The organism is Flavobacterium sp. Arc3, assembly GCF_041431375.1.
Lineage (GTDB): Bacteria > Bacteroidota > Bacteroidia > Flavobacteriales > Flavobacteriaceae > Flavobacterium.
The window spans coordinates 131,707-156,077 of sequence record NZ_JASMRI010000009.1; the positions used below are offsets into that span (position 1 = coordinate 131,707).

Below are 24,371 nucleotides of genomic sequence, written 5' to 3' on the forward strand. Positions count from 1 at the left end.
AATAGGCCAAATTCTAAAAATAAAAGTATGCAATTAAGCAACGAAGAAGAAGACTATAACTTATCCCTTAAAAAATTTGAGTCTATGTTGAAAACCAACAAAGTGCTCTTTTTTGATTCGGAAGAATTTGAAGAAATCATTCTTCATTATCTGGATATGGGTAAGGCCGCACTGGCAAAAAAAGCACTTAAACTTGCACTGGATCAACACCCTAAATCAACTGGTTTAAAACTAGTTCAAGTAGAAATGCTCGTATTTGACGACAAACTGGATATAGCTGAGAAACTACTCAATGAACTATATGCCATCGAGCCTACGAATGAAGAAATTTTTATTCAAAAAGCCAATATCTACTCGAAAAGAGACCAACATGAGAAGGCGGTTGAATTACTAAATACGGCTTTGGAATATACTGATGATTATGCTGATGTATATAATTTAATTGGGATGGAATATCTGTTTATGGATAATCTGGAAATGGCAAAACAAAGTTTTATTAAATGTCTCGAAGAAGACCTTGATGATCAATCTGCACTTTATAATGTGGTGTATTGTTTTGAATTTTTAGATCAAAATTTAGAAGCGATTGCCTATTTAAATAAATACATTGATAAAAACCCGTACAGCGAAATTGCCTGGCATCAAATGGGCCGTTTGTACTATGGAGTAAAAGATTACGAAAATGCCATTCGTGCTTTTGATTACGCTACCTTAATCGATGATGAATTCCTTGGCGCTTTTATGGAAAGAGCAAAAGCTTTTGAGCGATTAAACAAGTATGAAGAGGCGATTGAAAGCTACAGCCGTACCATCGAATTAGACGATGCCACTAGCTATGCTTTGCTTCGAATAGGGAAGTGTCATGAAAAGTTAGGCAACAAAGTTTTAGCACTTAAGTTTTATAATCAAACCGTGCATGAAGATCCACTTCTAGATAAAGGATGGATTGCTATCACCGATTTTTATGTTCGTCAAAAAAACTATCAAAAAGCATTGTTTTATGTAAATAAAGCACTGGCGATTGACAATCAAAATCGGTTGTACTGGAAGCGTTATGCAACTATAAACAAACACATGAACTTTTTTGAAGAAGCTGAATTTGGCTTTAGAAAAGCAGTGGAATTTGGAGATCATGAATTAGACACTTGGTTATTTTGGGTTGACATACTTCAGTTCTTAGGTGAGTTTGAAAGTGCTATTCAAACCTTGTTACAAGCCTCTGAATATTACCCTGAAGAAAATGAAGTAGAATATCGTTTAGCCGGACTATACTTTATGATTCAAGACAACACGAAAGCAAAATTCCATTTGAGCAATGGATTACGTTTAAACTTTGACAACTATATTATTCTTGAAGATATGTTTCCAGTGGTGTGGACAAAAAAAATGGTTCAGAATTACATTGCAAAACATAAAAAATAAAAATGCAGGATATTATCAAAAAACGCTTTGGCTTATTAGGTCGAAATATTAGCTATTCTTTTTCGAAAGGCTATTTTACTGATAAATTTAGGGAAGACAATTATAAAGAATACACTTATGAAAATTTTGACATTCAGAATATTGCTGAATTTGAAGACATCATAAGAAACAACCATCAGGAATTAGAAGGAATGAATGTTACCATTCCCTATAAGGAAGCTGTAATGCCTTTTTTAGATAAATTATCTAAAAAAGCAGCGTTAATTGGCGCTGTAAATACTATTAAATTTACAAAAAAAGGAAAGCTAAAGGGATACAACACCGATTACTATGGCTTCAAGAAAGCACTAAAGCCATTGTTGCAAAAGCATCATAAAAAAGCACTAATCCTGGGAACAGGTGGCGCCTCAAAGGGTATCGCCTTTGCTTTAGATGAATTGCAAATTAAATATACTTTTGTATCGAGAAACGGAAAAGAAAATACGATTTCTTATGAAGAAATTAATGCCGCTACATTTGAAGAAAATCAAATCGTCATTAACTCAACGCCCGTGGGAACAAGCCCTGATAACGAAGCATACCCATTAATTCCCTACGAATACTTTACAGAGAAGCATATTGCTTTTGATTTGATTTATAACCCTGCAGAAACGCAATTTCTAAGAAAAGCAAAAGAGAAAGGCGCACAAATTAAAAACGGCTATGAAATGCTTGTTTTCCAAGCTGATAAAGCGTGGAAAATTTGGAATGAATAAAGAATCACACTTCTAAATATAATCCTGTATTAAATGACTTTACCTGAGTATCGCTATTTGACACAGGATTTTTTATGTCCGAAAATGTAATCTACTCTTCATTAAACAACGGCGTCAAAGATATGAGCCCTGATAGTAGCGGCATCCTTTTTACCCTGCAATTAGTCCCCGATTATGAACTAATTGCAGGATAAAAAGATATAGCGAATAGCAGGAAATTGCTACAAAAAAGCCAAATAAACAACCTAAAACCACTATAAATAAGGTAATTATTTTGTATTTCAATATTCCTTTACTATCTTTCGTTCTCGATAAAATAGGAACCTTAAACATTGAAAAAATGTTAGAAGAAAAGAATGACAACCTGCAAGACGCAGATGGAAATGTAGCTAATGATTCAAATGAATCTGTTCAAGTAGAGACCAAAATCACAGAAACCGAAACGACTACCGAGCATACCGCTCCTGAAACAATAGAGGCTTCAGAAGAGAATACTGTCGCGGCTACTGAAAAAGAAATGATTAACACGGAGGCTGTAACTGAACATGTAAATCAAAAAGCTTTAAACTCAATAGATGATTCTAATGCCGAGGAAAGTGAGGACGAAACTTTAAAAGACCGTCACCAAATCCCAATGCAAGATTATGATACATTGTCAATGGAGCAACTTGTAGATGAACTGCAAATCCTAGTTGCAAACGACAAGGTAATGTCAGTTAAGGATCATGTTGAAGAAATTAAAAAGGCATTTCTAGCGAAATACAACCATTTTATCGAAGAGAAAAAAGAGGAATACCATAATGAAAACCCTGATACAACAGAAGATTTTCAATACCATTTCCCTCTAAAAACAAAGTTTGATCAATCTTACTCTACTTATAGAGACAATAAAAATACCCATTTCAAGAGTTTACAAACGAACTTGAAAACGAATTTAGAAAATAGATTAGCTATTGTTGAAGAACTAAAAGAGCTAATCAACCCACAAGAAAACATCAAAGACACCTTAAAGCATTTTAATGAATTAAGAGACCGATGGAAAAATGCGGGTTCGATTCCAAAAGACAAATACAATCACGTATGGAATAACTACCATTTTCATGTAGAGAATTTCTATGACTACTTGCATCTTGATCGTGAGGCCAGAGACCTTGACTTTAAACACAATTTAGAGCAGAAGCAAAAGATTGTGGCGCGTGTTGAGGAACTAGTGAAAGAAGCGGATGTAAACAAAGCCTTTAGAGAATTACAAGACTTACATAGAATTTGGAAAGAGGATATAGGTCCTATTTCTAAAGAATATCGTGATGTAATCTGGAACCAATTTAGTGATCTAACAAAACAAATGCACGATAAACGTGAGGTTTTATTTGAAAAACAAAGAGGCACAGAACAAGAAAATCTAGAAAAGAAAAAAGAAATTATTGCTGCCATTGAAGTTTTGGCAACGGTGAAAGTAAATGCTCATTCGCAATGGCTTGGTCAAATTGAAAAAGTAGAAGCGTTGAGAACTGCTTTTTTCTCTGCTGGAAAAGTACCTTCGGATGTTAATGAAGAAACTTGGGGCGCATTTAAACTAGCTGTTAGGAATTTTAATTCTTTTAAAAATTCGTTTTATAAAGAAATTAAAAGAGAGCAAAACGAGAATCTAGCCAAGAAAAATGCACTAGTAGCAAAAGCACAAGAGCTACAAGAAAGCACTGATTTTGCTGCTACTACTCCAATCATGAAGAAAATTCAGGACGAGTGGAAACAAATAGGTCATGTTCCAAGAAAATATTCAGATAAAATCTGGAAAGAGTTCAAAGATGCTTGTAATCATTATTTCAACAAGTTAAAAGAGCAAAAAGACGAACATAGCGTTGAAGAAATAGAAGCTTTTGACAAGAAGAAAGCCTATCTAGAAACTTTGCGTGAGTACCAGTTGACAGGAGACCACAAAACTGATTTAGACGCTATAAAATTGCATATCGAAACTTGGAAAAATTTTGGAAAAGTGCCTTTCCCAAGAAGACATATTGAAGGGAAATTTAATAAAATCCTGGATGCTCTTTTTGATAAATTGAGTTTGAGCAAGAAAGATACAGATATGTTGCGTTTTGCTAATCGAATGGATCATTTATCAGAGAATAATGATACTCGAAAAATAGAAAATGAAAAGATTTTCTTGATGCGTAAAATTGATGAAGTTCAAAATGAAATTTTCCAATTAGAAAACAACATTCAGTTTTTTACAAACACAAGAAATGCAAAAAAAGAAAATTCAATTGTTTTAGAAGTTAGAAAAAACATCGCTATCCATAAAGAAAGCTTAGGCGTTTGGAAAGAAAAACTAAAACAACTAAGAAACATAAAGCAAGAATAAAACAATAAAGTATTGTTCAAATAAGCCCCATTCTATTTCTAGAATGGGGCTTATTTTTTAGTACTATGCGTACGAGTATGATAATTATCATTTTAATTTTTCATTAATCAAATTACTTTTGATTAATGAAAATTGATATCTCATGAAAAATTCCTTGATTCAAAAATACAATGTTCCCGGTCCACGATATACCAGCTACCCTACAGTTCCATATTGGAATGAAGCGGACTTCACTTATCAAAATTGGGTCGATACCTTACAAAAATCATTTACGGAAAGTAATACCGAAGAAGGAATAAGCTTATACATACACCTACCCTTTTGCGAGAGTTTATGTACCTTTTGTGGTTGCAACAAACGCATTACCAAAAATCATAGCTTAGAACACCCCTATATCACAGCCCTTTTAAAAGAATGGTCTTTATATTGTAAAATTCTAGGCGAAAAACCTTCAATCAAAGAAATCCATTTAGGTGGAGGAACACCTACCTTTTTCTCTCCTAAAAATTTAGAAGACTTAATTAATGGTATTTTTTGCTATGCTACAAAAACAAAAGACTATGAATTTAGTTTTGAAGGACACCCTAACAATACTACACACGAACACTTACAAAAGTTATACGATTTAGGATTTAGAAGAGTCAGTTTTGGAGTTCAGGATTATTCTGAAAAAGTTCAAAAGGCGATTCACCGCGAGCAGCCCTTCCATAATGTAGCTAAAGTAACTTTTTGGGCAAGGGAGATTGGTTACACTTCGGTAGGACACGATATTATCTTTGGTTTACCATTTCAACAAATTGAAGATGTAATTGATACCGTTGAAAAAACAAAATCATTACAGCCGGATCGATTGGCTTTTTATAGTTATGCTCATGTGCCGTGGATTAAAGGTAACGGTCAACGTGGTTTTAAAGATGAGGACTTACCAAAAGATAGTGAAAAGAGAAAGCTGTATCAAATAGGAAAAGAATTACTGCAAGAGAATGGATATCATGAAATAGGAATGGATCATTTTGCCTTAAAAACAGATAGTTTGTATGAAGCATACAAACACGGTAAACTGCACCGTAATTTCATGGGCTACAGTTCCTCAAAAACGCAATTAATGATTGGTTTAGGCGTTTCCTCAATAAGTGACAGCTGGTATAGCTTTGCACAAAACGAGAAAAAGCTAGAAGACTACTACCAAATCTTAGAATGGGATAAATTACCAGTTTTCAGAGGACATTTATTGACAGACGAAGACCTCATCATAAGAAAACACATCTTAAATCTAATGTGTGAATTTGCAACATCTTGGACAGATGAATCCACTTACTTCAAAGAAATACCCGAAGTTCTTATTCAACTGAAAGAAATGGAAAAAGACGGACTGCTGGAGATAACTAAAAACAGCCTACAAGTCACAGAAAGCGGCAAGCCTTACATTCGTAACATATGCATGGCGTTTGACCTGCATTTAAAACGAAAAGCCCCAGACACTCAACTATTCTCTATGACGATTTAAAAATAGTCAATAAAAGTTTAAACAAAATAATATGTAATAACCATTTAAGGCTATAAATTGCGACAACAGCACTTATAGCCGTAAATGGTTTTCTTTTTCTTAGACAGAGAATTTAAGGATTCTTCCTTTAGCAACATAGAATACAGTTCGCCTTTAATGAATAATTACTTCTCTGTTATTTCATCTGCTTGTTGATTAGTGAGCGCCTAACATCGTATTAAGACGATGAACTAGATATACTACTTCAATTTATCCATCAAATATTTCTTTTTAAAATGATTGTCATCTGTTTTTAATTGATGAATTCTATAATGGAAATTTGGGAATTCGATTTAATATATCGTGTCTTTCCATATTATAAATTCTAAATCATTAAAAATGGTATTAATGACATTGTGGATTTTCTTGCACAAAAAGACTCATATTTGAAGGAGAAACATAAGGTATTCCTAAACCAAGGCCTCTTAATATAAACAGTACCCCAATAAGTACCGCTACATAAGGAATCACTTTTTGGATTTTGTTTCGAATAGGAATAGTCAAATATGAATTGATGTAGATCACGCTGCTCATTATGGGCACAGTTCCCAATCCGAATAATACCATGTATAACACTCCAAAACCGGCATTTTGCATCGCTATTGCGCCAAACAAGGCTACATAGACCATACCACAGGGTAAAAATCCATTTAATAAGCCTATAGTGAATAATGACTTATAGCTTTTATTCCTAAACTGACTTCCTAATGTAGATTTAATTTTAGAAATCAAAACGAAAACAGGTTTTGAAAAGTTGTATTTTGCGAATGTCTTTTCCGGAATCAAAATTACAGCAATCATCGCAACACCAATGAATATTGATAAATTCTGCTGGATTCCTGCCATAAAAAAACCTTTACCAACCAACCCAAAAACAAGTCCAATGGTACCGTAAGCCGTTAACCTGCCTACGTGGTAGGTTAAAATTTGCGTGCCTTTTTTGGTAGGATTATTTCTGTCGACTGGCAACATCATAGCGATGGGACCACACATACCTATACAATGAAAACTACTGATAAGACCGAAAAAAAATGCTGTATATAACATTTGACTCGAATGTTTGAATGTTGATTGTCACTAGTAATGATGCTCAACCTTTATGACTAATTAATGTAAATTGCTTCCTTAGACAAATATTCTTTGCCTTCATATTGCCATTCCATATTAATGTCCCATTGACCGCCTACCAATTTTGATTTAGGTATGAGCAAAGTTGGATTAGACGGTGAAATTGGAATTTCAAAATCTAATTTTTTGTTAGACGGTCTATAAAGGGACACTTTTCCTTTAATCTTACTTGGAATATAAACTGCTGGAAAAACAACAGTTACTCCGGCTTCTGTTTTTGTAAAAATAGGTTTTTCAGTTAAATCGTGTGCATTTTGAATCCTCTCCATTTCTTGCTCAAAAACAGCATCGTGCTTATAATATTCCTCTACAACAAGTTCGTTATCATATTTAGAGTTAGTCTGTACTTTAATGACAAAATACAATATAAAGCTCATAAACAATGCAATTGCAATAACGATTCCTGTTCCCCAATTGATTTTCATAATCCTATTTTTTTAGAAGTTTTTAAACTTCATTTAACATTTCATCAATCAAAACTTCGTGGACTTAAAAAACTAGTGATACTCGTTTCTATTTTTTTATTTCCTTCGTAAACTTCAATCTTAAGTTTCGTTTTTTCACTCTCTAACAAATATTGATTTATTTCTACAAATAAAGTTCCGCTATTCATTCCCTGTTTAGGTACTGTAAGCGTTTGACTACCCACAACTTTTAATGTCCCTTTTATGCCAACTAATTTAAAGTGAATGTCCTTAAAATTATTATTTGTTTTATTAATAATTTTATAGGTAAAAACATTACTGATATTATCTCCTTTGTGTTGATAAAGCTGCCCTGGCAATCGTAAAATAGTAGCTTCAACATCCGTACGCAAAAACAATAGTCCGATCAGGATTCCAACTAATATTGCTAAAATCGCAGTATATCCTTTCATTCTAGCTGTGAACTTGAACGGTGCTTTTTTCTCTATCTCGTCTTCAGATGCATATCGAATCAATCCTTTAGGCAAGCCTACACTTTCCATTATCACATCACATTCATCAATACAAGCCGTACAGTTAACACATTCTAGTTGCGTTCCGTTTCGAATATCAATTCCCGTAGGACATACATTCACACACTGCTTGCAATCGATACAATCCCCTTTTCCCGTAGCTTCTCTATCTTCCTGTTTGTTGAATTTTGCTCGGCCTACTTCTTTTTCACCACGTAAAAAATCATAAGCAACATTAATGGACTTATTGTCTAAAAGAACTCCCTGTAATCTACCATAAGGACAAGCGATAATACAAACCTGCTCTCTAAACCAAGCAAAAATGAAATAGAAAACTCCTGTAAAAATAGACAATGCAATTAACGTACTCACATGACTAGCTGGTCCTTCCTCGATCATCCTGAACAATTCATCGCTACTGATAAGGTAGGCCAGGAAAACATTAGCAATACCAAAAGATATTAATAAAAAAATAGTCCATTTAATCGCTTTCTTTCTAATCTTTTCGGCATTCCATTCCTGCTTTGACAACCTAATTTGAGCTCCTCTGTCACCTTCGATCCAATACTCAATTCTTCTAAAAACCATTTCTAAGAATATGGTTTGAGGACAAATCCATCCACAAAAAATACGCCCAAAAATGACCGTAAACAAGATAACAAATACCACTCCCACTATCATAAACAGCACGAAAATATAAAAATCTTGTGGCCAGAATGGAAATCCAAAAATATTAAATCGGCGTTCCAATATATTAAACATCATGAACTGATTGCCATTCACCTTTATAAAAGGATTTGCAATCAGGATAATCAATAAAAAATAACTAACCCACTTTCTATATTCATAAAATTTACCCGAAGGTTTTTTAGGGAATATGAATTTTCTATTTCCTTCATCATCGATGGTACCAATGGTATCTCTAAAAGCTTCATCTGGTAACTTTGACATCTGTTTTTTTTATTACTATTTTTATTCAGTTACCGCGGCACTTACTGCAGGAACGCTATCATCAACCCAAACCTCACCTTCCGGTGCTTTTGGATCTTTTGGATTGCTGCCTTTCAAAGACAATATATAACTTGCCACTTTCTGCATTTCTTTTGGTTTCAGCGTTCCTTTCCAAGAGATCATTCCTTTTCCATCGCGACCTCCATTAACTAAAGTATGGAATACATTTTTAATTCCGCCACCTAAAATCCATTTGTCATCTGTCAAGTTTGGACCAATTTGTCCTCCCGCATCAGCTCTATGACAAGCGGCACAGTTAGTAGTGAAAATTACTTTCCCTTCTGCCAAATCAGCAGGTTCAATTAGTAAAACAACGGTTTTCTCATCCATTAAATCTGGAGCCGTTTTCATATATTCAGCCACATCAATTTTGGCTTGAGCCAATTCTTTTTTCAGTTCCATTTCTTGGTTGTCACCACCCATAATTTCGAAACGAACTAAATAAACTACGGCAAAAACAATACAACCATAGAACAAATACACCCACCATGGCGGTAAATTATTGTCTAGTTCCTTGATCCCATCGTAATCATGATCTAACAATAAATTCTCCTCGTTTTCTATTGGTTCTGCCTTTGTAAGCAGTTTCATCATTCTTTTATACCACTCTCTATCTCGCATATCTGTAGCAGCTACTTCAACCTTTCTTGCTTTTTCTTCATCGCTAAGCAATTGATAAGTGATATTTTCAACGGCGCTAATGGTAATTTCTATAGCTATTAAAAGAAATAGAAATACGAATAAAAATACCGAAACCATAGGATATTTTATAAATGCTGCGCGATCACCTGAGTCTATAAAGTATTCCATTGCACCAACAATGATGAAGAAAATTACCGGTACTCTGACATATGCTGGAATTAATTTTTTCATTTTAATTATTTTAAAATTATACTATTAATTATCGTTCAATGGCATTTGACTCAGTTCGTCAATCTTTTCCTTTTTATAGGAAAAAACCCAAAACCCAAGTCCCACAAAAAAGGAGAAGAAAATTAATAGTGACAGTATTGGATATATCTCGACTCCCGAAATAGTCTCCATGTTGTGTTTAATTTGTTCAAACATGACTTTTAGTTTTTAGTATTATCTTTTACTTTAATATCAGTTCCTAGTCTTTGTATGTATGCTATTAAAGCTACGATTTCTCTTTCATTCATAGGAACGAATGTTTCTCCTCTAGCTTCTGCTTTTTTCTTACTTTCATTATAACTTTTCACAAAGTCAGGATCGCCCTTCAAGTTCTCTTCAATTTTCAAGGCTTGCGTTCTTAAAGTCTTAAGTCCGTTTGCAACTTCTGCATCAGAATAAGGAACCCCTAATGTAACCATAGCTTCCATTTTTCTTTGCGTCAAAGAGATATCCATCGGTTTATTATCAAATAACCATTTGTACCCAGGCATAATTGAACCAGCGGAGATACTTTGTGGACTCCAGAAGTGATTAAAATGCCAGCTGTCATTGTATTTACCACCTTCTCTTAATAAATCTGGACCTGTACGTTTTGAACCCCAAAGGAATGGGTGATCGTAAACAAATTCACCTGCTTTAGACTGTGGTCCATAACGTTCTACTTCACTACGGAAAGGTCGAACAGATTGTGAGTGACAACCCACACATCCTTCACGAATGTATAAATCACGTCCTTCTAATTCTAATGGTGTATATGGTTTTACACTAGCAATAGTTGGAATATTAGATTTGATCATAATTGTTGGTACGATTTGAATAACACCACCAATTAATATAGCAATTGTTGCTAAAATGGTTAACTGAATAGGTTTTCTTTCTAACCATGGGTGAAATTTTTCTCCTTTAACTCTTCCTTTACTTATTCTTACTAAAGCTGGAGCTTCTGCTAATTCATCTTCAATACTAGAACCAAATCTTATGGTTTGAACAATATTATATACTAATACTAACATTCCAATTAGATATAGAGAACCACCAATAGCTCTCATCCAGTACATTGGCATAATTTGCGTAACAGTCTCAAGGAAATTACCGTATGTTAAAGTTCCATCTGGATTAAATTGTTTCCACATAGAAGCTTGTAAAAATCCCGCTACATACATTGGAAGACAATATAATATAATACCCAAAGTTCCAATCCAAAAATGGAAATTAGCTAGTTTAATAGAAAATAATTTACTTTTAGTCATTCTTGGTATTAACCAATAAATCATACCGAAAGTCATAAACCCGTTCCAAGCTAAAGTACCTACGTGAACGTGTGCAATAATCCAATCTGTATAATGCGCAATTGCATTTACATTTTTAAGAGACAACATTGGCCCTTCAAAAGTCGCCATTCCATAACCTGTAATTGCTACAACAAAGAATTTCAAAACAGGATCAACACGTACTTTATCCCAAGCACCTCTTAAGGTTAGCAAACCATTAATCATCCCACCCCAAGAAGGAGCCAATAACATGATTGAGAATACTACTCCTAAATTTTGTGCCCAGTTAGGCAAAGCAGAATATAATAAATGATGCGGACCAGCCCAGATATAAATAAAAATCAATGACCAAAAGTGAACAATAGATAATCTATAAGAATACACAGGACGATTAGCCGCCTTTGGAACATAATAATACATCAACCCTAAGAAAGGAGTTGTCAAGAAAAACGCTACCGCATTATGTCCGTACCACCATTGTACCAAAGCATCTTGAACTCCTGCATACACAGAATAACTCTTCCAAGCAGAAACAGGTAATTCTAAATTATTAAAAATATGTAAAACAGCAATTGTAACAAAAGTGGCCAAATAAAACCATATCGCAACATATAAATGGCGCTCTCTTCTTTTTATCATGGTTCCAATCATATTGATCCCCATAACCACCCAAATTATGGTTATAGCAATATCGATAGGCCATTCTAATTCAGCATACTCTTTTGAAGAACTATACCCTAGAGGCAACGTAATTGCTGCGGCTACTATAATTAACTGCCAACCCCAAAAATGAAGATTACTTAAAAAATCACTATACATCCTTGCCTTTAGCAATCGTTGCAATGAATAATACATTCCCGCAAAAAAAGCATTACCTACAAAGGCAAAAATAACTGCATTCGTATGTAAAGGCCTAAGCCTTCCGTAACTTAACCACGCAATTCCGTCTGTTAGGTTAGGAAAAAGATAAAAGAACGCTACTAATAGCCCTACTGACATTCCCACTACACCAAAAATGATGGTAGCGTAAATGAATTTCTTTACAATTTTGTTATCGTAATAAAATTGTTGCATTTCCATAATTAATTTTGTTTTTCTTCTGTTATTTGTTTTGGTTTTGGATTCTCAACTTTGAGCTCATCGTCAAAAAGCATTCTGACTGATGGTGTATAATCATCATCATATTGACCTGTCTTTACTGCTCGTATAAAAGCAATAAAAAAGCCAATAGCTATTATTATACTGATGGAAATTAATAAATAAATGACACTCATACCTAAAATTTGTGTTTACAAAGGTAATATTCACCTTTTTTATAAAGTATGACAATTATCATACTTCCTTACTATTTGTTAATATTTATCTAAAATTATCTTAATTTTTTAGCGTAAAAATTACTCATTATCGTTACAAAACTGACAATCGTTATGGTACTCAGCGGCATAATTATAGCCGCTACTAACGGTTGCAAATGCCCTGTAATAGCAAATGACAACCCTATTATATTATACAGTAAAGACATACCAAAACTCATTCTAATTGTTGTCATCGCCTTTTTAGATAACTTTAAAAAGTAATGTAATTTTTGGAATTCGTTTGCTTCCAAAATCCCATCACAAGCTGGCGAGAAAACATTAACATTTTCTGAAATAGAAATCCCTACATTACTTTGCGCCAATGCACCAGCATCATTCAAACCATCTCCCACCATCATCACGTTTCTACCCTCTTCTTGTAATCTCTTGATAAACTCCAGTTTTTGCTCTGGTTTCTGATCAAAAATCAGTTCAGTCCCTGCAGGCAAAAGCGTTTCCAGAGAAGATTTCTCTCCCTCGTTATCTCCAGACAAAACTTTGATTTGATAATTCTCTTTTAAACTTTTAAACAGATTCTCTAAACCTGCTCTGTATTGATTATTAAAAACATATTTTCCGCAATAATTACCATTAAGAGTGATGTGAACTGCAGTTTGCAGCACAGTACTATCGTCTGCACTTCCTGCAAATACTGCTGATCCGATTACTACCTCCATTCCCTGAATCGTAGCCCGAATCCCTTTACCAGTTATTTCCTCAAAATCAGTAATAACTACATTTTTCATATCCGGAAGAAAATCGTACAGCATTCTGCTTAACGGATGATTAGAAGCGCGAAGTACTGTTTTAATCTTAACTAGATCCTCGCTGGATAATACCTTCCCTTCATAAGAAATTTGTGCTTTTTTATTAGTGGTTATGGTTCCCGTTTTATCAAAAACAATAGTATCGACTTTGGCTAATTGTTCAATAACCAGCGCATTTTTAAGGTAAAACTTCTGTTTCCCTAAAATTCGCAATACATTCCCCATTGTAAATGGAGCGGTCAATGCCAGAGCGCAAGGACAGGCTACAATCAAGATTGCCGTAAAAACATTAAAAGCAGTATTTGTATCAATAAAAATCCAATACCCAAATGACGCAAAGGCAATCAAAAGTAAGACAGGAGTAAAATACCTGCTTATTGTATCAGTTATACTTTTATGTCTTTGGGCCACAGTTTTCTGGAAAACATCATTACTCCATAATTGGGTGAGGTAACTTTGAGAAACAGAAAACAACACTTCCATTTCAACAACTTTCCCAATCTGTTTTCCTCCAGCAAATACTTTATCACCAGAATTCTTTGTGATAGGAACTGCTTCACCAGTAACAAAACTATAATCGATGGCGGCTTTTTCGCTAATTAATATCCCATCAACAGGAATTAATTCCTGATTTCTAATGAGTAGTCGATCTCCTTTTTGAATATCATAAACAGGTACACTCTCTTCAGAAGAATCGCTATTAATTCGAGTAATTGCAATTGGAAAATAAGATTTAAAATCTCTTTCAAAACTTAAGAAACTATAGGTTTTAATTTGGAACATCTTCCCTAAAAGCATAAAGAAAATCAAGCCAGTCAGACTATCAAAAAAGCCCGATCCATAATCAAAAATAATATCAGTAGTGCTTCGTACAAACATGACAATAATTCCTAATGCAATAGGAATGTCAATATTTAGCATTTTTGATCTAATACTTTTATAGGCCGAAACATAATAATCAGAGGCTGAATACAAAAATGCAGGTAAGGATAAGATAAAAATTAACCAACGAAAGAATGGTTTATACGTATCCAACCAATATTCTTGCACCTCAAAATATTCTGGAAAGGAAAGCAACATAATATTACCGAAGCAAAAAAAAGCAACTCCTAACTTATAGGTCAGACTTCTATCTACATTCTTTTTCCCAGTTTCATAATTCTCCAGACTAATGTAAGGCTCGTAGCCAATAGAACTCAGTAAATAAACAATTGTACTAAGCGAAACAGCTTGCGGATTATACGTTATTCGTACCTTTTTTTCAGGGAAATTAACCTGTGAAGTACTTATTCCTTTTTGAAGTCGTTGTAAATTTTCTAAAATCCAAATACAAGAACTACAATGGATATGAGGTATGCTAAGTGAAACAATAGCTGTACCCTCTTCTTCAAACTCTAATAATTTTGAAACGATACTTTCGTTTTCTAAGAAATCATATTTACCTTTAATATCAAGGGGGGTTGCTCCAGGGGATTTTTCAAAATCATAATAGCATGTCAAATCATTGACACTGAAAATTTCGTACACCGTTTTACAACCGTTGCAACAAAAACTTTTATTATCAAAAATAATTTCTTCTGCTTTAATAATATCTAAACCACAATGGAAACAGTTTTGTGTATCCATAATTTTGCTCATTTTACCTGCCGCAAGGTCATAAACAAATGTTAATAAAAATATGATATATGTCATATTAATGCGTAAATTTACCAAACTAACACTCCTCACAATGTCAAAATGCGAACAATGTATTGTTAGAGAATTCAGCTCGCTGAAGGCTCTTAATAAAGATGAACTGGTAAAACTTGCCGGTTGTAAAACATCGCGCATTATCCGAAAAGGAGAAGTGATTTTTGAGGAAGGAGAAAATGTAAATGGAATATTCTGCATTAAGGACGGTGTTTGTAAACTTACTAAACTAAGTCCTAACGGAAAAGATCATATTGTCAAACTAGTTACAAAAGGAGAATTATTAGGGCAACGTTCTATGATTAGTGACGAGCCCGTTCACTTAAGTGCTGTTGCGCTTGAAGATATGGAAGTGTGTTTTATTCCAAAAACCGAAGTTATGGGGTTCTTTGATAAAAACAATCAGTTTTCGATGAATGTGATGAAAACGATATGTGGCGACCTAAAAGAAGCAGATAGCCACACGGTTAATATGGCTCAAAAAACCGTCAAGGAAAGATTAGCACAAACGTTACTGTACCTAAACGATACCTTTGGAAAAAATGAAGATGACTCCTTAAAAATTCAACTTTCAAGAGACGAATTAGCCAGTATAATAGGAACAGCGACGGAAAGCTGTATTCGTTTACTGTCTGACTTTAATAAATTAGGATTAATCAATTTAGTAGGCAAAAAGATTACGATTACAGATATCAATAAATTAAAAAAGATCTCTGAATAAGAACTTCATTATTCTTTTTTATTCATCAATAAATAGTAAACTGGAATCCCTAACAACACAATTCCTAAGCCTAAACCAGTATTTAAAGTATCATGTATCAATAATACGATACAAATTGCCGTAGTGACAAGTAAGTATAGTGCAGGAACAATTGGATAGCCAAAAGCTTTATAAGGTCGCGCAGCATTTGGCTCCTTTCTTCTAAGAATAAAAACACCTAAAATCGTCAATATATAAAAGAGTAAAGAGGCAAAAGTGGCATACGTCAACAAGTCCCCAAACTTACCCGAAACTGCTAATACACAAGCCCAAATACATTGTACCCACAGCGCTTTGGCCGGAACTTGATTTTTATTTAATTCTGTTGCTTGTTTAAAAAACAAACCATCTTTTGCCATAGCATAAAACAATCTACCCCCCGAAAGAATCAGCCCGCTATTAGCACCAAAAGTAGATACCATAATTAACGCTGCCATTACAAAAACACTAACATTGCCCATAATCATACCTGCGGCAGCTGCTCCAACTCTATCATTATTTGCAAACATAATTCCGCCATCAAAAATAGAAGTGGCTCCTGGCGTTCCCTGCATTGGTAGTAAAGCTAAATAAGCTACGTTAGCCAAAACATAAATAATCGTTACGATCAATGTTCCTAAGAATAAACTTCTGGGAATATTCTTTTTTGGTTCTTTAATTTCTCCGGCAATAAAAGTAACATTATTCCAGGCATCGCTTGAAAACAAGGAATTAATCATAGTCGCTGCAGCCGCTCCTAGCAATGCCGTTCCTGCCAATTTAGTAACCGTTACAGTTCCGTCAGGATTAAGCACCGTTTTACTTGCGTCCCACATATTAGTGAAATTATTCGCCAGAACATCCGTTTTTAACCCCACATATATTCCTAAAATAATTAAAGCGAATAAAGCGATCAGTTTAGCCGAGGTTAGAATTAGTTGCACTATTTTTCCAGATTTGACCCCTCTGGTATTAATATATGTCAGCAAAACAATACTCAAAATAGCCAGTAACTTACTGTTTGTGAAATTTACAGAACTACTAATTTTAAACAAAGTATCATCTAAAAACGGAAAAAATATAGCGGCATAACTTGCAAAAGTCACCGCTATTGCGGCAATAACTCCTGTTTGAATCACGGTAAAAACCGTCCATCCATATAAAAAAGAAACTAGTCGTCCGTAAGCACGTTGAATGTAAACAAATTGGCCGCCAGCATTAGGCATCATTCCGGCTAACTCACCATAACTTAGTGCAGCAGCCACAGTAATTAATCCAGTAACCACCCATATTATCAATAACCAAGCAGCAGAGCCAATGTCACGTGCCATAGCTGATGTTACTATAAAAATCCCTGAACCTATCATCGAACCCGCTACTAAACTAGTAGCATCAATTAATCCTAACGAGCGTTTTAACTCGGTTTTATTTTCCGACATATTTAAATGTGTATTGACTTAAAAAAAATGACAGCCTATTATGACTATTTCGCTTCTTCCCAATTTGGAATATTTTAAAATCACAGATTTTCTAATTCCTAATTTTTTGGGAGTCGCTTCGCTTCTTCCCAATTTGGAATATTTGAAAATCACCGATTTTCTAATTCCTAATTTTTTGAGAGTCGCTTCGCTTCTTCCCAATTTGGAATATTTGAAAATCACCGATTTTCTAATTCCTAATTTTTTGGGAGTCGCTTCGCTTCTTCCCAAAAAACATCCATTTCAGCGAGGGTCATGTCCATTAGTGGTTTTCCAAGTTCACCTGCTTTGCTTTCTAAATACTGAAAACGCTTGATGAATTTTTTATTGGTGCGCTCCAAAGCATCTTCTGGATTTATATTTAAAAAACGGGCGTAATTAATCATCGAAAATAAAACATCGCCAAACTCGGATTCTATTTTATCTTGATCGCCTGCCTCTACCTCTACTTGCAGTTCATCTAATTCTTCTTGTACTTTATCCCAAACTTGATGTGGTTCATCCCAATCAAACCCTACAGCCTTTACTTTGTCTTGGATTCGGCTTGCCTTCACTAAAGCAGGTAAACTTTTAGGTACTCCTTCAAGAACGGAACTTCTTCCTTCTTTTAGTTTTAGTTTTTCCCAATTTTGTTTTACTTCTTCTTCATTGGCAACTACAGTATCCGAGTAAATATGTGGGTGACGGTGAATTAACTTATCGCAAATTTCATTGCAAACATCGGCTATATCAAAGTCATTTGTTTCGCTTCCTATTTTAGCATAAAAAACAATATGCAACATTAAGTCTCCCAATTCTTTTTTTACTTCAATCAGATCATTATCAAGGATAGCATCGCCTAGTTCATAGGTCTCTTCAATGGTGAGATGGCGCAAAGTTTGAAGCGTTTGCTTTTTATCCCATGGACATTGCTCACGCAGCTCGTCCATGATAGTTAACAATCTGTCAAAAGCCTTAAGTTGAGTTTCTCTTGTAGTCATAATATTTGTTTTTTCTTTGCCAGTTTGGTCTTTGAATAAGGCTTGTAAAAATAAGAAATCCCGTCTTCTAAAATTAGAGAAGACAGGATTTTTTTAAAATTGAGAATGTATTATTCTTTAACTTTTTTTTCTTTTTCGGCAGGAGTTTCTTCTGCAACGGCTGCAGCTGGTTCTGCATCAAGAACCAAACCTTTTGCCTCAAGCATATTGTACCAATTCAATATTTTTTTAATATCTGATGGATATACTCTTTCCTCATCATAGTCAGGTAAAACTTCTTTAAAGTAAGACGCTAATGTAGCATTGTCTTCTTTATGTGAAATTGCAGGACCATTGCTTTCTTTGGCAGCGATTTTGTCCATTATTTCTGCTAATGGCTTCTCCCCTTCATAAGTGTAAACTGAAATTTCAGATAATAAACTTACATTGCTTTTTAAGTTGACCGTAATTTTTTTTCCATCTGCTAATGATTCTGCAACAAAACCACTACGCGTTTGCACTTTAAGTACATATAAACCTGGTTTCCCAGAAATGGCTAGTATTTTTTCTAAATTCATATTATTTTAATTATTATTAAGAATTCGATTTGTATATATTTTTTATTAAACTCCAAAAGCCATGCCCAAATATAGCATAAGGAATAATATTACCTTCCTTTTTTGGCAATAAAACGCATTCTATAATCTTGGAATGTCTTACCTTCAGTAATATTCTTTAGTTTCTTTTGAATTAAACGTTTTTTAAGTGAAGAAATTTTATCCGTAAACAAGACCCCTTCGATATGATCGTATTCATGCTGAATAACTCTAGCTATCAAACCTTCAAAAACTTCTGTTTTTACAACAAAATCCTCTTCACAGTACTCAATTGTAATTTTTGGATTTCTGTAAACATCCTCGCGAACGTCTGGAATACTCAAACATCCTTCATTAAAACACCATATTTCACCCTCTTCTTTCAACATTTTTGCATTGATGAAAGTTCTTTTAAACCCTTTCAATTCATTTTGTTCTGACGATTCTAAATCTTCATCTTCACTAAAAGGTGTCGTATCAATTATGAACAAACGAAGTGCTTTCCCTACTTGTGGCGCAGCAAGACCTACTCCACATGCATTATACATCGTATCATACATGTTAGCAATCGTTTCTTTTAACTCAGGGTGCTCCTGCGAAATGTTCTCTCCTACTTTTCTTAAAACAGGATGGCCATATCCTACAATTGGTAAAATCATTATTGTTATTTTAAGTATTATCAGCCATAAATTAAGGATTTTCACTCCTTAAATACGGTTGGCAAAAATAGTAAAAATTTAGACAATGAATAATTCCTAAAGGATATTTAGCATTTATTTCTACTTTAAACTTAAATCAAAGCCTTTTCCGCTATGGATAAATCGTACAATTCCTATATTTGTATGCAATACTTATTATATGATTCCTAAAGTTAAAAAGAATATAGACAGTACTTATTTTACAAATGCTTTAAAAATAACTATAGCAGCAGCTATTCCCGTTTTACTATTTTCTTACTTAGGTAATTTCCAAATTGGTTTTACTATAGCCTTAGGTGCTATTCTCGTGTATCCTAGCGATATTCCCAGTAATCTGAAACATAAAATTAACGGAATTCTTGTTACTATTCTAATCGTATCTGGAGTCAACTTATCGATAAACCTTATCTATCCCTACTCCTGGCTGTTTTATCCGTTCTTTACTATATTATTGTTTTTTCTATCAATGATTTCAGTCTATGGACAAAGAGCAACGATGGTTTCGTTTTCAGCTTTACTAACAATATCATTGGCTTTTGCTCACCTACAAACAGGATGGGAAAGATTTCAATATTCTGGACTACTACTTTTAGGTGGTTTATTCTACCTACTTATTTCTTTAGTCTTTTTCCAAATAAGACCACATCGCTACGCTGAATTACAAATTGCCGAATGCATCAATTTAACCTCCAAATATTTAAAATTAAGAGGAGATTTATGGGAGTTAAATTCAGATCGAAAGGCAATCACTAAAAAACAATTGCAGTTGCAGGTACAGCTAAACGCTATTCATGAAAACATAAGAGAAGCTCTTATCAGGAATAGAACAAATTCTGGTTCCTCTAATCAAAATCGAAAAATGCTGCTGGTATTTATTTCTTTAGTTGAAATTATGGAGCTGGCTATCGCTACTTCATTCGACCACAATAAGCTACATCAAAAATTTGACGCCCATCCAAGGGTTTTAGCAACCTACCAAAATCTTGCTTACAACCTTGCCCAAAGCCTAAAAAAAGTATCTGAAAGCATTGAAAACGGGGAGAAATACGTTTCAAAACACAACCTTCTTACTGATTTACAAGATTTAGAAATAGCAATTACAAATTACGAAAATAATTTAGGAAAAGAGAAGGCTTCCGAAGGAGTTTTAATGCTAACAAACATGTTGCATTATGCAGAGAAACAAGTGGAGATAAACAAAACACTGGAGCGCGCTTTTACAACGGTTGTAAAATCACAAGACTTAAAAGGAAAAGATAAGGATTTAGAAAAATTTATAACACCTCAGTACTACCCAATTAGTACATTGATTGAGAACTTTAGTTTCTCTTCCACTGTTTTTAGACATTCCCTTCGGCTGACAATTACTATTTTGATTGGTTTTCTTATTGGAAAAATACTCCCCTTTCAAAACGCTTATTGGATTGTGTTAACTATTGTCGTTATAATGAGACAAGGGTATGGCTTAACAAAAGAACGAACGTTTCATAGGATCTTTGGAACAATTGTAGGTGGTTTTATTGCTTTCGCGATACTTTTCTTAGTTCATGACTCGACAGTCATTGGTACATTAGCAATCATAGCGATGCTTTTTGGTTTTTCATTTACACCAACCAACTATAAAGTTGGAGCAACATTCATAACCATTTATGTGATTTTCATTTATGCGATCTTAACCCCAAATATCGAAAATGTAATTCAATATCGCGTAATAGACACATTGGTTGGAGCTACTTTATCTTTTCTAGCCAATTACTTTTTATGGCCTTCCTGGGAGTTCGTAAAAATACCAGTGTATCTGGAAAAATCAATTGAAGCAAACAGAAATTATTTAAAGCAAATATCCCTGTTTTACAATAAAAAAGGTGAAGTTCCTACCTCCTATCGTCTAGCTCGAAAACATGCTTTTATTGAAGTTGGAAATCTGATGGCCTCTTTTCAAAGAATGCTTCAGGAGCCTAAATCGAAACAAAGCAAATTAGCACAAGTCTATAAACTAACCGTACTTAATCACACATTATTATCGTCTGCTGCCTCCTTGGGAACCTATATCCAATCTCATAAAACATCTGAGGCATCAGAAGCTTTTAATGTTGTCGTGGACAAAGTTATTAGAAACCTAAAAGACGCTATAACTATCTTAAAAGAGGATAGCATAGAATCTAAAACAATTACAGTTAATGAGGATTTAAGTAAACGATTTATTGAATTAAATAAAATTCGAGCCAAAGAATTAAAAAAAGGAAATACTATTGATGAAGAGGCATTTCAATTAAAAATGCAGGAAGCACAATTGGTAATCGAGCAATTAATCTGGTTAACTAATTTATCTGAAAATATAGTTAGAACTACCCGGGTATTAATAAAAACAGAAAATGAACTTCAATAAAATATTGAAGTTCATTTTTATTATTTAATTTTTTAGTTTTAAAACTGCAGCTGTATTTTTTCTTATTTCATCTGATAGCGCCGGATTATCATTTAATGCCTGACCATAGGAAGGAATCATTTTTTTAAGTTTTGTTTGCCATTCAGCAGAAGCTAACTCTTCCTTAAAACATCTTCCTACTAAGTCAATCATAATAGAAACTGCGGTAGAAGCACCTGGCGAAGCGCCAAGCAAAACGGATAATGATCCGTCAGAAGTAGTTATTACCTCAGTACCAAATTCAAGTATCCCACCTTCTTTTTTATCTTTTTTAATAACCTGTACGCGCTGTCCCGCTCTTTCAATCACCCAGTCCTCAGCCTTTGCGCTAGGAACGTATTCCCGTAAAGCATCTATCCTATCTTCAGTAGATTGACGCACTTGCTGAATCAAATATTTTGTCAGCGGTATGTTTTTAATTCCTGCAGATATCATTGGAAAAATATTATCTGTAGTTATCGATAATGGCAAATCAGAATAGGAACCGTTTTTCAAAAAACGAGTTGAGAATCCGGCAAATGGGCCAAATAACAATTGTTTTTCTCCATTAATCATTCTTGAATCTATATGCGGTACAGACATAGGTGGCGCACCTACACTAGCTTTACCATATACTTTTGCGGCATGTTTTGCAATAACCTCAGGATTTATACATTTAAGCCATTGTCCACTTACTGGAAAACCACCAAAACCGCCCCCTTCAGGAACATCTGCTTTTTCTAACAGCGGTAATGATCCACCACCGGCACCTATAAATACAAATTTAGTATATACTTTTCTTTTTTGGCCTGTAGCCAAATCAGTTATTTTTATTCTCCAAGACTTATCGTCACGTTGTTTCAATTTTTGAACTTCATGATGATAATGAATAGTTACTCCGTCAAGAGTAGCTAAATAGCTAAAAATACTTCTGGTTAATTCTCCAAAATTCACATCAGTACCTATAGCCATTTTGGTGGCAGCCACTTTTTCTGACTCGTCTCTACCTTCCATTACTAGAGGCATCCATTCTTTCAATTGAGATAAATCAGTACTAAAAACCATATCCTTAAACAGTTGGTTTTTTTGTAAAGCTTCAAATCTTTTCTTTAGGTATTCAACATTTTTATCACCCCAAACAAAACTTAGATGTGGGATACTTTTTATGAAATTTTCAGGAGAAGGAACTTTATTTTCTTCTACTAAATAAGACCAGAATTGTCGCGACACCTCAAAAGATTCAGCAATACTAATTGCTTTTTTTGGGTCAATAGTTCCATCCTCTTTTTCAGGAGTATAATTCAGTTCACAAAAAGCAGAATGCCCCGTTCCCGCATTATTCCATGCGTCAGAACTCTCGGCAGCTGCAATGTCTAATCTTTCGAAAATCTCTATTTTGATATCTGGTTGTAGTTCTTTCAGAATTAATCCAAGTGTGGCACTCATGATTCCAGCACCTATAAGAACTACATCAGTATTTGAGCGAATTGTTGTGTCTGGCATAGCAAAAAATTTAAAGCACAAAGATACTTTTTATAATTGCAAAAAAAACTATAAATTAATAGAGAAAAGTTACAAACTACGAAAACGTTTTAGACCTTTATACTCCTTTAAGTATGACTATTTAAAACATTTTTCGGTTCAAGTAATCTTGGAGCATTATTGTGGCAGAAATTTCATCAATCAACGCTTTATTCTGACGTTGTTTTTTTTTCAAGCCACTATCTATCATGGACTGAAAAGCCATTTTTGAGGTAAAACGCTCATCTACCCGAATTACCTTCATATCTGGAAAATGATTAGTAAAATGAGTAACAAAACCTTTAATTATCGAAGCACTTTCTGAAGGCTGGCCATTCATTTGTTTTGGCTCACCAATGAGAACTGCTTCTACCTTCTCCTTAGAAAAATAATCCTTTAAAAAGGCAATGGCTGTTGGACTTGGAATAGTTGTTAATCCAGACGCAATGATTTGCATTTCATCTGTCACCGCAATACCGGTGCGTTTTTGTCCGTAATCTATAGCAAGTACTCTAGGCATTTTTATTTTTTTTCAAAGATAACTATTTTAATTTTCCGATTCTCAGCAACAACGGAAATGTTGCTTTTTTATCACTTTTTTGCCACGAACCTTTCAACTCCTCTTGAATTAATTCTAACGGATTGCGATTATTCTTTTTAATATAGTGTTGAGTTGCAGGCCATGTTTCGAGATACCCCATAAGTTCCTTAAAACTCCATACTGCATTAATTTTTTCTGCATCCTCAAATTTACAATAATCGATAAAAAACAAAACGATCATTATCCTTATTCTTTAATAACAAATCTGAATCGA

At 34.2% G+C, this 24,371-nt stretch carries 21 protein-coding genes; 6 read left to right on the top strand and 15 right to left on the bottom strand.

The window, feature by feature from the left end; genetic code table 11:
* Positions 1-27 precede the first annotated feature (27 nt).
* The 4 genes from QO200_RS08595 to hemN all read left to right on the top strand — a co-directional run bounded on the left by QO200_RS08595 (position 28) and on the right by hemN (position 6,049).
* Positions 28-1,422, top strand: coding sequence for a tetratricopeptide repeat protein (locus tag QO200_RS08595; protein ID WP_371538695.1), 1,395 nt, complete (start codon positions 28-30; stop codon positions 1,420-1,422).
* A 2-nt stretch (positions 1,423-1,424) separates the two neighbouring features.
* Positions 1,425-2,177, top strand: a complete 753-nt coding sequence (locus QO200_RS08600) for a shikimate dehydrogenase (protein ID WP_371538697.1) — start codon at positions 1,425-1,427, stop codon at positions 2,175-2,177.
* Between the two features lie 340 nt (positions 2,178-2,517).
* Positions 2,518-4,542 carry a DUF349 domain-containing protein gene (locus QO200_RS08605; RefSeq protein WP_371538698.1) on the top strand — a complete coding sequence of 675 codons (2,025 nt, stop codon included), beginning with the start codon at positions 2,518-2,520 and terminating at the stop codon, positions 4,540-4,542.
* Positions 4,543-4,684: 142 nt separating this feature from the next.
* The gene (hemN, locus tag QO200_RS08610; RefSeq protein ID WP_371538700.1) at positions 4,685-6,049 is read left to right on the top strand and encodes an oxygen-independent coproporphyrinogen III oxidase; all 1,365 of its coding nucleotides are present in this window, start codon (positions 4,685-4,687) and stop codon (positions 6,047-6,049) included.
* 384 nt (positions 6,050-6,433) lie between these two features.
* Here the strand turns inward: hemN and QO200_RS08615 are convergent, their stop codons facing one another.
* From QO200_RS08615 to QO200_RS08650, 8 genes are all read right to left on the bottom strand, one after another.
* Entirely contained in the window at positions 6,434-7,135 is a 702-nt protein-coding gene (locus QO200_RS08615; protein WP_371538701.1) for a sulfite exporter TauE/SafE family protein, read from the bottom strand.
* 56 nt (positions 7,136-7,191) lie between these two features.
* The gene (locus tag QO200_RS08620; protein WP_371538703.1) at positions 7,192-7,641 is read right to left on the bottom strand and encodes a FixH family protein; all 450 of its coding nucleotides are present in this window, start codon (positions 7,639-7,641) and stop codon (positions 7,192-7,194) included.
* A 44-nt stretch (positions 7,642-7,685) separates the two neighbouring features.
* The gene (ccoG, locus tag QO200_RS08625) at positions 7,686-9,104 is read right to left on the bottom strand and encodes a cytochrome c oxidase accessory protein CcoG (RefSeq protein WP_371538705.1); all 1,419 of its coding nucleotides are present in this window, start codon (positions 9,102-9,104) and stop codon (positions 7,686-7,688) included.
* A gap of 21 nt (positions 9,105-9,125) precedes the next feature.
* Complete coding sequence (locus QO200_RS08630; protein WP_371538708.1) at positions 9,126-10,037, bottom strand: cbb3-type cytochrome c oxidase N-terminal domain-containing protein; 912 nt, start codon at positions 10,035-10,037, stop codon at positions 9,126-9,128.
* A gap of 24 nt (positions 10,038-10,061) precedes the next feature.
* Positions 10,062-10,232 (bottom strand): CcoQ/FixQ family Cbb3-type cytochrome c oxidase assembly chaperone, encoded by a 171-nt coding sequence (locus QO200_RS08635; RefSeq protein WP_371538709.1) that lies wholly within the window; start codon positions 10,230-10,232, stop codon positions 10,062-10,064.
* A 5-nt stretch (positions 10,233-10,237) separates the two neighbouring features.
* A complete protein-coding gene (gene ccoN, locus QO200_RS08640) occupies positions 10,238-12,427 on the bottom strand; it encodes a cytochrome-c oxidase, cbb3-type subunit I (RefSeq protein WP_371538711.1) in 2,190 nt (729 codons plus the stop codon).
* Between the two features lie 2 nt (positions 12,428-12,429).
* Positions 12,430-12,621 carry a cbb3-type cytochrome oxidase assembly protein CcoS gene (gene ccoS / locus QO200_RS08645; RefSeq protein WP_091432391.1) on the bottom strand — a complete coding sequence of 64 codons (192 nt, stop codon included), beginning with the start codon at positions 12,619-12,621 and terminating at the stop codon, positions 12,430-12,432.
* A gap of 95 nt (positions 12,622-12,716) precedes the next feature.
* Positions 12,717-15,095 (bottom strand): heavy metal translocating P-type ATPase metal-binding domain-containing protein, encoded by a 2,379-nt coding sequence (locus QO200_RS08650; RefSeq protein ID WP_371538714.1) that lies wholly within the window; start codon positions 15,093-15,095, stop codon positions 12,717-12,719.
* A gap of 103 nt (positions 15,096-15,198) precedes the next feature.
* On the opposite strand from QO200_RS08650, the gene QO200_RS08655 reads away from it, so the two are divergent.
* Positions 15,199-15,879 carry a Crp/Fnr family transcriptional regulator gene (locus tag QO200_RS08655; RefSeq protein ID WP_371538717.1) on the top strand — a complete coding sequence of 227 codons (681 nt, stop codon included), beginning with the start codon at positions 15,199-15,201 and terminating at the stop codon, positions 15,877-15,879.
* An 8-nt stretch (positions 15,880-15,887) separates the two neighbouring features.
* On the opposite strand, the gene QO200_RS08660 is transcribed toward QO200_RS08655, so the two are convergent.
* The 4 genes from QO200_RS08660 to def form a co-directional block, all read right to left on the bottom strand.
* Positions 15,888-17,336 carry an APC family permease gene (locus QO200_RS08660; RefSeq protein WP_371538720.1) on the bottom strand — a complete coding sequence of 483 codons (1,449 nt, stop codon included), beginning with the start codon at positions 17,334-17,336 and terminating at the stop codon, positions 15,888-15,890.
* A gap of 236 nt (positions 17,337-17,572) precedes the next feature.
* Entirely contained in the window at positions 17,573-18,355 is a 783-nt protein-coding gene (gene mazG / locus QO200_RS08665; RefSeq protein WP_371538722.1) for a nucleoside triphosphate pyrophosphohydrolase, read from the bottom strand.
* Positions 18,356-18,465: 110 nt separating this feature from the next.
* The gene (locus QO200_RS08670; RefSeq protein ID WP_371538725.1) at positions 18,466-18,912 is read right to left on the bottom strand and encodes a DUF5606 domain-containing protein; all 447 of its coding nucleotides are present in this window, start codon (positions 18,910-18,912) and stop codon (positions 18,466-18,468) included.
* A gap of 89 nt (positions 18,913-19,001) precedes the next feature.
* The gene (gene def / locus QO200_RS08675; RefSeq protein ID WP_371538727.1) at positions 19,002-19,589 is read right to left on the bottom strand and encodes a peptide deformylase; all 588 of its coding nucleotides are present in this window, start codon (positions 19,587-19,589) and stop codon (positions 19,002-19,004) included.
* A gap of 199 nt (positions 19,590-19,788) precedes the next feature.
* Between def and QO200_RS08680 the strand changes: the two genes are divergently transcribed.
* On the top strand, positions 19,789-22,017 hold the full coding sequence (locus tag QO200_RS08680) for an FUSC family membrane protein (RefSeq protein ID WP_371538730.1): 2,229 nt from the start codon (positions 19,789-19,791) through the stop codon (positions 22,015-22,017).
* A gap of 24 nt (positions 22,018-22,041) precedes the next feature.
* Here the strand turns inward: QO200_RS08680 and QO200_RS08685 are convergent, their stop codons facing one another.
* The 3 genes from QO200_RS08685 to QO200_RS08695 all read right to left on the bottom strand — a co-directional run bounded on the left by QO200_RS08685 (position 22,042) and on the right by QO200_RS08695 (position 24,338).
* Positions 22,042-23,538, bottom strand: a complete 1,497-nt coding sequence (locus QO200_RS08685) for a malate:quinone oxidoreductase (protein ID WP_371538733.1) — start codon at positions 23,536-23,538, stop codon at positions 22,042-22,044.
* Between the two features lie 121 nt (positions 23,539-23,659).
* Positions 23,660-24,076 carry a Holliday junction resolvase RuvX gene (gene ruvX, locus QO200_RS08690; RefSeq protein ID WP_371538735.1) on the bottom strand — a complete coding sequence of 139 codons (417 nt, stop codon included), beginning with the start codon at positions 24,074-24,076 and terminating at the stop codon, positions 23,660-23,662.
* A 22-nt stretch (positions 24,077-24,098) separates the two neighbouring features.
* Complete coding sequence (locus QO200_RS08695; protein WP_371538738.1) at positions 24,099-24,338, bottom strand: hypothetical protein; 240 nt, start codon at positions 24,336-24,338, stop codon at positions 24,099-24,101.
* Positions 24,339-24,371: the final 33 nt, after the last annotated feature.

Excerpts from the sequence above, each read along its gene's own strand:
- QO200_RS08595 (WP_371538695.1), top strand. The coding sequence starts at position 28 with ATGCAATTAAGCAACGAAGAAGAAGACTATAACTTATCCCTTAAAAAA.
- QO200_RS08600 (WP_371538697.1), top strand. The coding sequence starts at position 1,425 with ATGCAGGATATTATCAAAAAACGCTTTGGCTTATTAGGTCGAAATATT.
- QO200_RS08605 (WP_371538698.1), top strand. The coding sequence starts at position 2,518 with ATGTTAGAAGAAAAGAATGACAACCTGCAAGACGCAGATGGAAATGTA.
- hemN (WP_371538700.1), top strand. The coding sequence starts at position 4,685 with ATGAAAAATTCCTTGATTCAAAAATACAATGTTCCCGGTCCACGATAT.
- QO200_RS08615 (WP_371538701.1), bottom strand. The coding sequence starts at position 7,135 with ATGTTATATACAGCATTTTTTTTCGGTCTTATCAGTAGTTTTCATTGT.
- QO200_RS08620 (WP_371538703.1), bottom strand. The coding sequence starts at position 7,641 with ATGAAAATCAATTGGGGAACAGGAATCGTTATTGCAATTGCATTGTTT.
- ccoG (WP_371538705.1), bottom strand. The coding sequence starts at position 9,104 with ATGTCAAAGTTACCAGATGAAGCTTTTAGAGATACCATTGGTACCATC.
- QO200_RS08630 (WP_371538708.1), bottom strand. The coding sequence starts at position 10,037 with ATGAAAAAATTAATTCCAGCATATGTCAGAGTACCGGTAATTTTCTTC.
- QO200_RS08635 (WP_371538709.1), bottom strand. The coding sequence starts at position 10,232 with ATGTTTGAACAAATTAAACACAACATGGAGACTATTTCGGGAGTCGAG.
- ccoN (WP_371538711.1), bottom strand. The coding sequence starts at position 12,427 with ATGGAAATGCAACAATTTTATTACGATAACAAAATTGTAAAGAAATTC.
- ccoS (WP_091432391.1), bottom strand. The coding sequence starts at position 12,621 with ATGAGTGTCATTTATTTATTAATTTCCATCAGTATAATAATAGCTATT.
- QO200_RS08650 (WP_371538714.1), bottom strand. The coding sequence starts at position 15,095 with ATGGATACACAAAACTGTTTCCATTGTGGTTTAGATATTATTAAAGCA.
- QO200_RS08655 (WP_371538717.1), top strand. The coding sequence starts at position 15,199 with ATGTCAAAATGCGAACAATGTATTGTTAGAGAATTCAGCTCGCTGAAG.
- QO200_RS08660 (WP_371538720.1), bottom strand. The coding sequence starts at position 17,336 with ATGTCGGAAAATAAAACCGAGTTAAAACGCTCGTTAGGATTAATTGAT.
- mazG (WP_371538722.1), bottom strand. The coding sequence starts at position 18,355 with ATGACTACAAGAGAAACTCAACTTAAGGCTTTTGACAGATTGTTAACT.
- QO200_RS08670 (WP_371538725.1), bottom strand. The coding sequence starts at position 18,912 with ATGAATTTAGAAAAAATACTAGCCATTTCTGGGAAACCAGGTTTATAT.
- def (WP_371538727.1), bottom strand. The coding sequence starts at position 19,589 with ATGATTTTACCAATTGTAGGATATGGCCATCCTGTTTTAAGAAAAGTA.
- QO200_RS08680 (WP_371538730.1), top strand. The coding sequence starts at position 19,789 with ATGATTCCTAAAGTTAAAAAGAATATAGACAGTACTTATTTTACAAAT.
- QO200_RS08685 (WP_371538733.1), bottom strand. The coding sequence starts at position 23,538 with ATGCCAGACACAACAATTCGCTCAAATACTGATGTAGTTCTTATAGGT.
- ruvX (WP_371538735.1), bottom strand. The coding sequence starts at position 24,076 with ATGCCTAGAGTACTTGCTATAGATTACGGACAAAAACGCACCGGTATT.
- QO200_RS08695 (WP_371538738.1), bottom strand. The coding sequence starts at position 24,338 with ATGATCGTTTTGTTTTTTATCGATTATTGTAAATTTGAGGATGCAGAA.